We start from the raw sequence: 9,509 nt of genomic DNA on the forward strand, positions 1-9,509 counted from the left end.
CCGTTTGCCCAGTCCGACGCCGCGCACCCCCCACTCGAGCCGGGAACGGAGCCCGCCGCCATAGAGCGCGGCGAGCGAGCCGAGAAAGGCGAGGATCGGCAGCGCCACCACCAACGCCAGGATCCGAGGCAGGATCAGCACCGCGACAGGATCAAGCCCCATGGTGCTGAGCGCATCGATCTCCTCGCGCATCTTCATCGCGCCGATCTCGGCCGTATAGGCGCTGCCCGATCGTCCGGCCACCATGATGGCCACGATCAGCACACCAATCTCGCGCAACACCAGAATGCCGACCATGTCGACGACATAGGATTCCGCGCCGAAGCGGCGAAAATGGAAGATGCCCTGCTGGGCAATAATGGCACCGATCAGGAACGTGATCAGCACCATGATCGGCACCGCTTGCCAGCCGACCCGGCCGAGCTGGTAGACGGTCGACGTCAATCGGAACGATCGCGGATGCCTCAGAATGCCAAGCAGCGCTGCGCTGAAGGCGCCGAGCATATGCAGGAATGCCGCCGAATCAGACGCCAGCCGCCTGCTGCTGCGGCCGAGTTGATCGAGCCTCTGCAGCACGGGGTTGACCGATCTGCGTTCGATGGGGCCGGCCCGATTCAGTCCTCGCACCTCTTCGAGCAGGTCGCCATACGGGCCATCGGCACCAGTGAGGGCTGCTCTGGTCGCGCCACCGCGGGCGAGCCGCTCAAGCAGCCAAGCCCCGACCGTATCGAGCGCGGTGACACGGCGCAGATCGATTGACCCGATTTGGGCGCCGGCCGCACGCTCGCATAGCCGCTCCAGCAGCTCGACGTTGGAAACGTTCCAGGCCCCGCATGCAGTAAGCACCCGCGGGTCTTCCGTATCTGCCGTCAATGCCGGTGCGTTGAGCAAGGAACCAACTCCAAATTCGCCGGTCGAGCATAGGACGCTCCGCACCCGACGTGTTTGACCCAACGCAATTGGCTTCAACGCGCGCCCCGGAACGTTCTTGACCCAAATCAACGCCCCGATGAGCAACGAGCCTACGTTCTTTTATCCGGCCCGGAGCACCGGGTGCACTCAGGGAGAGTTCGATGAACCGTGCCGCCTTCAAACCTCTGCAAAACACGTCCTTGCCGCACTCGTTCAAGCACGTTCGGCTCGAACGTGCGCGCGAACACGGTCACCCCGAGGGCGCGTCCGCGATCAGCTATATTATCGTCGCCCCGTTCGACACGGCTTCACGGATCGATGTCGAGACCTGGAGAGCGCATCGCGAGGCCTGCCGCGTCGTTCGCCAACGGCCGGACGAGGACGATCAGCTCGGCCATCTCGTGCATGGTCCAGCCGACAGCTGGCGCTTCCACTATGACGTCGCCGGCTCGGCTGCCGATGAAGCGGGGCATCATTTCGGCAACGAGCGCTTCCAGCTCGGCGAATACGTCTCCGTCCATGAGGCCGACGGTATGCATCCCTACCGTGTCGTTGCCGTCACGCCGCTGTGATCCGTCCGCGTCGGATCAGGATATCGACGCCCAAGGCATCCGCCACCGGAAGGGAGAGGTCGAGGACGACATTGACGATCCTGTGGTCGGTCGGTTCCGTGGCTGCGGTGAACCCGATCTCATGGCACATGGACAGCATGGTAGTGTTCTCGGCCAATACTTCGCCAGACAGCCGCTTCAGCCCTTCCGACTTCGCATAATGGATCAGGAGCTGCATCAGCGCCCATCCAAGTCCCTTACCCTTAAGGTCGGACTGCAACAGGATTGCATACTCGGCATTCTCATAGAGCGAGTCCGAATGAAGCTGAACCGATCCAACCATAGCACCCGTGCGTGGATCCAGCGCCGCAAAGGCCATCGCACGCGCGTAGTCGAGTTGGGTCAGCCGCGCAATAAACGCGTGAGAGAAATTCTTCATCGCCTGAAAGAAGCGAAGCCTGAGATCTTCTGCGGTCACTCGCTTGAAGAAGCTCTCGACCATGGGCTCATCTTCCGGCCGCAACGGCCGCACCACGACGCGCGAGCCATCCCTTAGGTCAAGTTCACCCTCCCACTGCGACGGGTAGGGCCGCACCGCAAGACGCGTCTGGCCCGCAAACAGCCGCGCCGGCGTCCGGACCGCCACCCGCGCGTCGAGCGCCAGCACGCCGGTTTCATCCGCCAGCAGCGGATTGATGTCGAGCTCTGCGACTTCCGGAATATCGGCCGCCAGCTGTGCCAACTTGACGAGGGTGAGCGGTACGACGTCTTCCGAAACGGCGGGTACGTCGCGGTAGGCGGCAAGCAGCCGCGAGACCCGCGTACGCCCCACGAGGTCGCGCGCCAGGTTCATGTCGAGGGGTGGCAGCGCCAGCGCCTTGTCGTCGATCACCTCGACCGCGGTGCCGCCGCGGCCAAACACGATCACCGGTCCGAACGTGGGGTCGTCGGCAATGCCGAGGATCAGCTCACGTGCCGTCCGCCGCACGATCATCGGCTGGATCGTCACGCCCTGCAGGGTGGCATCCGGGCGCGCGGCACGAGCACGCGCCAGCACCGTCCTGGCTGCCTGGGCGACGTTTTCGCGAGACCGTAAACCGAGAATGACACCGCCGATGTCCGATTTATGCCTGATGTCGCGAGAGAACAGCTTCACCGCCACCGCGAGCCCTTGCGCCAGGAACGGCTCGGCCTTGTCCACGGCTTCGTCGGCGTCGCGAGCGACAACGGTCGGAACGATCGGGATGTCGTAAGCCTCAAACAGCGCGACGATCTCGACCGGGTCGAGCCATTCCCGTCCCTCGGACAGCGCGTTCGCGATCACGTTCCGCGCCGCCGGCGTCCGCCGCGCAAACGTCGAGGCGCTGCCGGGCGGCGTTGCGGCCAGCGCGATGGAGGCATCGCGGTACCTCACCAGATACATGAAGGCGCGCACGGCATCATCCTCGGTCGGGAAATGCGGGACGCGCGCCCGCTCGAAGGTCGCCGCAGTGCGCGCGTCGGCACCATCCCACGACGCAAGCACCAGTGCGGCAACCTCGCTTTTCCTGGCTCGGCGATCGCCAACACACCGCGTGACCGCTTCGGCGATCCCTTCGGTCGGCGCAACAGCCGTTTCCACGTTCATGACCAGCACCGCGTCGCTGTTGGTGTCGTCAAGCAGCACGCGTAGTGCTGACACGTAGCGGGCAGCGTCGGCATCGCCCGAGATATCGACGGGGTTGGCACGAGACCAGCCTTGCGGCAGAACCCGATCGAGTGCCGCAATCGTCTCCGTCGTCAGGCTTGCAGGAACGCCGCCGAGTTCAACGAGCCGGTCGATCGCGAGGATGCCGAGCCCGCCGCCATTGGTCAGGATCGACAGGCGGTTGCCGCGCGGAACGAAGCCGCGGCCAAGCAATTCGGCGCAATCGAACAATTCGCGGAGGTCGTACACGCGCAGCATGCCGGCCCGGCGGAACGCCGCGTCATAGACCGCGTCCGAACCGGCAAGCGCACCCGTATGGGTGGCTGCGGCCTTGGCTCCTTGCGCCACCCGGCCCGCTTTCACGACAATCAGCGGCTTGAGCCGCGCCGCGGCGCGTGCGGCAGACATGAACTTGCGCGCGTCCTTGACGGCCTCAATGTAGAGCAGGATCGCTTTGGTGTGGTCATCTTGCGCGAAATAGTCGAGCAGATCGGCGACATCGACGTCGAGCTGGTCTCCGATCGACACGATGCCGGAGAAGCCGAGTCGCCGCTCTGCCACCCATTCGATCATCGCGGCAGCGACGGCCCCGGACTGCGAAATCAGGGCAAGACGTCCTTCGGCGGGCTGATGCGCGGCAAAGCTCGCATTGAGCTTGGCGCGGGGCACCATGACGCCGAGGCAGTTCGGCCCAATCAGACGCATGCCGTGCCGACGCGCCGTCTGCGCGACCGTCTCGGCTAGCGAGCCGGCACCATGCCCGAGGCCGGCGGACAGGATCACCGCACCGGCGACACCCACCGCAGCAGCGTCAGATATAATTCCGGGAATCGCGGCCGCTGGCGCAGTGATTGCAACGAGGTCCGGAACGAATGGAAGTGACTTGAGATCCGGGGACGTAACCTCGCCGTCGATCGCAGTGTAGTTCGGATTGACTACGGCGATACGGCCGGCAAAGCCACATGCCTTGAGGTTCATGAGTACCGCCAGGCCGAGCGAAGACGGACGCGAACTACCACCGACAAGCGCAATGGTTCGAGGCGAAAGAACCCGTTCTAGACCAAACGTAGACATCGGGCAGTCTCGCAGGGAACGAGCGACGGCGCCTGCCGCTTCGTGCAGCGCGCCAGAGCCCGCATGACATCCTCGCGAGCAATAATCCCGACCAGGTGGCGATACCTATCAATCACGGGGAGGCTCTTGAGCCGATGTGCGATCATCAACTGCAGAACACGCTGCAGGTTTGTATCCGGCTCGACCGAAATCACGTCGGACGACATGATCTCATCGACCGTCGTTCCCATGCGATCATCGTAACGTGGCAGCATGTGATCTGTCGGACAAGCGAACACCTTGAGGGCGTCGAGCTTCGTGACGAACCCGACCACCACATCGTCGCGGAGCACGGGATAGGCGTCATAGTCGTCGTCTGCGAACAATCGGTACAAGTCGCCGACGGTCATTTCGGGAGCGACGCTTCGGACCGACCTCGTCATATTGCTCGCAACGGTTTCCTGAAGGAACTCGTACATGGCTGATCCCCTTGATGAATGGCTGTTTTCGCGGGCGCGTCGCTGCCTGACGGGCGACGCGCCCCGCGAGGCGGCTACGCCGCCGTCTTGATGTCGATCTGCCTGCTCTGCCTCGGCGCCGGCTTCTTGACGGTCACCTTGAGCACGCCCTTGGCGATCTCGGCGCTGACATCTTCCGCCTTGACGCCCTCTGGCAATGTAACGGACCGCGAGAACGCGCCGAAGCTGCGCTCGATCAGATGATAGTCTTTGTCCTTCTCCTCGCGCTCGTTCTTCTTCTCGCCCCGGATCGTGAGCATGTTGTCGGCGAGGTTGATCTGAACGTCCTTGGCCTCGAGGCCGGGCAGCTCGGCGGAGATCTCGACGGTCTTGTCGGTCTCGCTGACGTCCATGCGCGGCATCGCCGCCTGCGGCGTGGCAAACGCAGGGAAATTACGACCGAATCCGTCGAACAGCCGGTCGATCTCCTGCTGCAGAAACGTGAATGGATTGGTTTCTCGGCGCGCCAGAGCGCGCTCGGTTCCAACGGGGATCATGTCCTTGACCATCAGTACCTCCTGTCTGAATGTCGCTCGCGAGGCGAAGTTAGTCAGGAACGGTCACCCAGCCGTTGACCAGGATCAAAACCGCGCCAATGTCATGTGATCAAAGGAGGGGCACCGACCCAAGCGAGTTCTGTCATGCACGCCATGATCCTGCCCGCGCGCGGCGCGCGGCTGCAATATACCGAGCGGCCCGATCCGATTCCTGGCCCGGGCGAGGTGCGCGTCAAGATCAATGCGTGTGGCGTTTGCCGCACCGACTTGCACGTTGTTGACGGAGAGCTGCCAGGCATCGCCTATCCGATCGTTCCCGGCCATGAGGTGGTTGGCCGTATCGACGCGGTCGGTGACGGCATGGACCATGCGCATCTCGGTACACGCGTCGGCGTCCCCTGGCTTGGATCGACCTGCGGGCGTTGTCCCTACTGCCTAGAGGGCAAGGAAAATCTCTGCGATTCCCCTCTGTTCACCGGCTACACGCGGGACGGCGGCTTTGCCACCCACCTGGTGGCAGACGCGCGCTACTGCTTTCCGCTCGGTGAAGACGGCGAGGACGCGGAGCTCGCGCCCCTGCTGTGCGCCGGCTTGATCGGCTGGCGCTCGCTGGTGATGGCTGGCGACGGCCACAAACTCGGCATTTATGGTTTTGGCGCGGCGGGACATATCGTCGCGCAAGTGGCCCACTGGCAAGGACGGGATGTGTACGCTTTCACCCGCGCGGACGACACCGAGGCCCAGCACTTGGCATTGTCGCTCGGCGCATGCTGGGCCGGCGCCTCGGGGGACCGGCCGCCGGATGAGCTGGACGCCGCAATCATCTACGCACCCATCGGCTCGCTTGTTCCACTCGCGCTGCGGACGCTGCGCAAAGGCGGACGCGTGGTCTGTGCCGGCATTCACATGTCGGACATACCGAGCTTTCCCTATGACATCCTGTGGGGTGAACGGCAGATCGTTTCCGTCGCCAACCTGACGCGACAAGATGGCGTCGACTTCCTCAAGACGGCGGCAAAGGCTGGAATCCGGACGCACGTCACCGTCTTTCCCTTGGATCAGGCAAATGAAGCGCTCGCGCGCCTGCGGGACGGCAAGCTCGTCGGCGCAGCCGTCTTGAAGCCATGATGACGCCGGCATCATCAATCGAGGCTGCCACGGGCGTGACTGGCCAGGCCGTCGTATTGTCGTTCCTGGCCAGGTCTGGTCAGCCGAACGCGCTGGTAAAGCGGATCGACACCCATTGCTCGGTCGTCTTTCTCGAACCTTCACGCGTCCTGAAGATAAAGCGAGCGGTCAAGCTGCCCTATCTCGACTTCTCGACATTGGAGAAGCGGCGGCGCGCTTGCGCGGATGAGATTGCCGTCAACAAGCGCCACGCCCCTTCCATCTATCGCAGGGTTGTTCCGATCACGCGCGGGCGCGATGGGCTTGCGGTCGGCGGGACTGGACCGGTCGTCGAATGGGCCGTCGAAATGGCCCGCTTCGACGAAAACAAGACGCTCGATCATCTCGCCGAGCAGGACGCAATCCGCCCGGAGCTTGGCGAGAGACTCGCCGCCATCCTGCTCAAATCCCATCGAGCACTGATTGAAAGCGATGGATCGCGCTGGCTTCCGTTACTCCCGGTCATCATCGATCGCAACACCGAGCAATTTCGCGGCGAATCAGCTCTTTCTCGCACGAAGATCGATGAACTGCACGAGTTGAGCCATCGATCGCTTGCCCGGAATCTCGAGCTCCTGCGCCTCCGCGCCGGAGCCGGGCAGGTCCGGCATTGTCACGGCGACGCACATCTCGGCAACATCGTGCTGCTCGACGGCGAGCCCGTTCTGTTCGATGCGATCGAGTTCGACCCCGATATCGCGACGACCGACGTCCTCTACGACCTCGCGTTTCCACTGATGGACCTTCTATACTTCAGACGAGAGACCGTGGCCGACAGGCTGTTCAATAGCTACATGCAGACCGCCTGGGATGCGCAATCGGGTGCGTTGTCTTTGCTGCCACTGTTCCTATCAATGCGCGCAGCGATCCGGTCCAATGTGCTCTTCACCAAGGCACGGCAACACCAGCTCGATCACGTGATCGCCGCCCATGCGAGACGGTATTTCGAGCTTGCACGCCGGCTGATTGAACCGGAACCGCCCCGCCTGATGGCAGTCGGCGGGAAGTCCGGTACCGGCAAGAGTGTGCTGGCGCGCGACGTGGCGCATCTGATCGCGCCGCCTCCGGGCGCCCTGGTTCTGCGATCAGATGTCATTCGCAAGCAGCTCTATCACGTCGCCGAGCACGCCACATTGCCGCCGGAGACCTACACTCCCGAAGCATCCAATCGCGTCTACCAGGCGATGTTCGATCGTGCCGGGCTCACATTGGGCCAGGGAGTTTCGGTAATACTCGATGCGGCCTTCCTGAAGCCGGGGGAGCGTGGTGCCGCGGAAGCCGTTGCTCGCGACGCAAAAGTTGACTTTCGCGGCATTTTCCTGACCGCCGGGCGCGCCACACGGCTGCATCGCGTGGAATCGCGGCAAAACGACGCGTCGGACGCGACGTCCGATGTAGTCCTGATTCAAGATGACATTGAAACCGGAATGATCGATTGGGATATTGTAGACGCTTCCGGTACGCCCTCCACCACGCTTGAACGCAGTACTTCCTGCCTGCTCGCAACCCCCAACGGAACGGGCGAGCGGTACATCACCTAAGGGAAACTCCTGAATTGGTCGATACCGTCAGGTCTGGCAACATTCCCCCATTGACAGGAGGAGTTCCATGAAACGGCGATTAACCTTCGTCTTTGTCGGTAGTGCGATCCTCGCGGTCGCGCTCGCTCTTTTCTGCAATTGGTACTTTCCTGACCTGGTACCGCTTGCCTCGACCGAGCCGGCACCCACAAGCTGGCGGCTTGACGCCGCCTTTGCCGTCTCGACCCTCAGATGGACCGCGGCGTTTGTTGCTGCCGCATCTGCAATAGCCCTGATGTTCATGAACGTCACCAAGGGTTCTACCGAGCTCGAAGGACGATAGACGTTTCCATTCAGGGCGCGTCGACGACATCCGCCATCTGCTTTCCGAAGGCCGGCTGAACAGCCGGCCCTCGGCTGGCGGATTGGTCCGTGCCGATGTCATGCCGAATTGGACCGACACGATCTGCGCCGATTTAATGAAGCGGCAAACTAGCATCTGCACGCCGCGCGCTCCGACGTTTCAAACTCTACTGCATCACCGATCCAGAGGTGCGATTGCAAGTATCATGGCTGGATAGCGCCGATACCAGCGCCACCAAGACGGACGGCCACGGCCATCGACCGAGCTCGAGCAGTCACGTTTGCCGCCACAAGCTCCAGATACTTCCGGCCAACAGGAGCGCGATCACCAGCAGGATCGCCACGAACATTTGCATGACGTCAAAGTTCAGAGAATCGCGCGCGACGAACAGCGCGGTGATGGATCCCGCCAGTATGAAGAAAACGCGAAGGATCAGACTCATGGCTTCCTCGCTGCAACCTGGTGCACCGTTTTTCATCGTAGCGGCTCGCGGCGGAGAGGATTTGCGACAGATCAAGCCGGCGCAACGTTCAATGCTGGAAGACATACTGTCCCGGCGCGTCCCCAAGCGGCGATCTCCCCTCGGGCGTGTGAAGCGCCGACTGCGCGGGCACCCACGCACCTGAATGCGCCGTGAGGAACCGAACCCACTCCAGCCACCAGGATCCGTCGCGCTTCACCGCCTCCCGCAGCCACTCGTCGGGCCCGACATAGGGATGATCCGCTTTCTTCTCCAACAACTGATAACTGTGCTCCTCTTCCGACGGCGGAGCAACGATGCCGGCGTTATGACCGCCACTCGCCAGCACGAAGGCAATATCGGCATCCGCGAGCAAGTGAATCTTGTAAACAGACTGCCAGGGAGCAACATGATCGCGGACGGTGCCCACCACAAACATCGGGGCGCGAAGGTCGGAAAGTGCCACCGGCTGCCCTTCCACCAGATAGCGGCCTTCGGCAAGGTCGTTGTTGAGAAAAAGCTTGCGCAGATAATCCGAATGCATCCGGTAGGGCATGCGGGTCGCGTCCGCGTTCCATGACATCAGGTCACTTGGCGCGGCACGCTCGCCCATGAGATAGTCGCGGATCAGGCGCGACCAAATCATGTCGTTCGACCGCAGCAACTGGAACGCACCGGCCATCTGCGTCGCCTCGAGTACGCCGCTCCGCCGCATCATATCCTCCAGGAAGGCAACCTGGCTTTCATTCATGAAGAGCGTCAGCTCGCCCGCATCGATAA

Annotated in this window: 9 protein-coding genes and 1 pseudogene; 4 read left to right on the plus strand and 6 right to left on the minus strand. The window is 62.8% G+C overall.

Annotated features, from left to right (window positions below; genetic code table 11):
* Positions 1 to 891 (minus strand): MlaE family ABC transporter permease (locus FNJ47_RS41805; protein ID WP_236000447.1); only part of this gene is annotated, 891 nt, incomplete at its 3' end.
* Positions 892 to 1,073: 182 nt separating this feature from the next.
* Here FNJ47_RS41805 and FNJ47_RS41810 point away from each other — a divergent pair.
* Positions 1,074 to 1,484 carry a hypothetical protein gene (locus tag FNJ47_RS41810; RefSeq protein ID WP_163162099.1) on the plus strand — a complete coding sequence of 137 codons (411 nt, stop codon included), beginning with the start codon at positions 1,074 to 1,076 and terminating at the stop codon, positions 1,482 to 1,484.
* Here the strand turns inward: FNJ47_RS41810 and FNJ47_RS41815 are convergent.
* The 3 genes from FNJ47_RS41815 to FNJ47_RS41825 form a co-directional block, all read right to left on the minus strand.
* Entirely contained in the window at positions 1,471 to 4,224 is a 2,754-nt protein-coding gene (locus FNJ47_RS41815) for a bifunctional acetate--CoA ligase family protein/GNAT family N-acetyltransferase (RefSeq protein ID WP_163162101.1), read from the minus strand. The two genes, FNJ47_RS41810 and FNJ47_RS41815, sit on opposite strands and share 14 nt — an antisense overlap.
* Positions 4,206 to 4,682 carry a CBS domain-containing protein gene (locus tag FNJ47_RS41820; protein WP_163162103.1) on the minus strand — a complete coding sequence of 159 codons (477 nt, stop codon included), beginning with the start codon at positions 4,680 to 4,682 and terminating at the stop codon, positions 4,206 to 4,208. The genes FNJ47_RS41815 and FNJ47_RS41820 overlap by 19 nt, the downstream gene beginning before the upstream one ends.
* Positions 4,683 to 4,756: 74 nt before the next feature.
* Complete coding sequence (locus FNJ47_RS41825; RefSeq protein WP_175068493.1) at positions 4,757 to 5,230, minus strand: Hsp20/alpha crystallin family protein; 474 nt, start codon at positions 5,228 to 5,230, stop codon at positions 4,757 to 4,759.
* 132 nt (positions 5,231 to 5,362) lie between these two features.
* Here FNJ47_RS41825 and FNJ47_RS41830 point away from each other — a divergent pair, with 132 nt between their 5' ends.
* The 3 genes from FNJ47_RS41830 (at position 5,363) to FNJ47_RS41840 (ending at position 8,248) form a co-directional block, all read left to right on the plus strand.
* Entirely contained in the window at positions 5,363 to 6,346 is a 984-nt protein-coding gene (locus FNJ47_RS41830; RefSeq protein WP_163162105.1) for a zinc-dependent alcohol dehydrogenase family protein, read from the plus strand.
* Positions 6,346 to 7,926 (plus strand): bifunctional aminoglycoside phosphotransferase/ATP-binding protein, encoded by a 1,581-nt coding sequence (locus tag FNJ47_RS41835; RefSeq protein WP_236000449.1) that lies wholly within the window; start codon positions 6,346 to 6,348, stop codon positions 7,924 to 7,926. Before FNJ47_RS41830 ends, FNJ47_RS41835 begins: the two co-directional genes overlap by 1 nt.
* 67 nt (positions 7,927 to 7,993) lie before the next feature.
* Positions 7,994 to 8,248, plus strand: coding sequence for a hypothetical protein (locus FNJ47_RS41840; RefSeq protein ID WP_163162109.1), 255 nt, complete (start codon positions 7,994 to 7,996; stop codon positions 8,246 to 8,248).
* Between the two features lie 295 nt (positions 8,249 to 8,543).
* Here the strand turns inward: FNJ47_RS41840 and FNJ47_RS41845 are convergent, their stop codons facing one another.
* Together FNJ47_RS41845 and FNJ47_RS41850 are read right to left on the minus strand one after the other, a co-directional pair.
* Positions 8,544 to 8,747: a hypothetical protein gene (locus FNJ47_RS41845; RefSeq protein WP_163162097.1), complete on the minus strand. Its 204-nt coding sequence runs from the start codon at positions 8,745 to 8,747 to the stop codon at positions 8,544 to 8,546.
* A gap of 52 nt (positions 8,748 to 8,799) precedes the next feature.
* Positions 8,800 to 9,509: pseudogene (locus tag FNJ47_RS41850) on the minus strand (poly-beta-hydroxybutyrate polymerase); the annotation flags it as partial.

This window comes from Bradyrhizobium uaiense, from assembly GCF_010811875.1.
GTDB classification, from domain to species: domain Bacteria; phylum Pseudomonadota; class Alphaproteobacteria; order Rhizobiales; family Xanthobacteraceae; genus Bradyrhizobium; species Bradyrhizobium uaiense.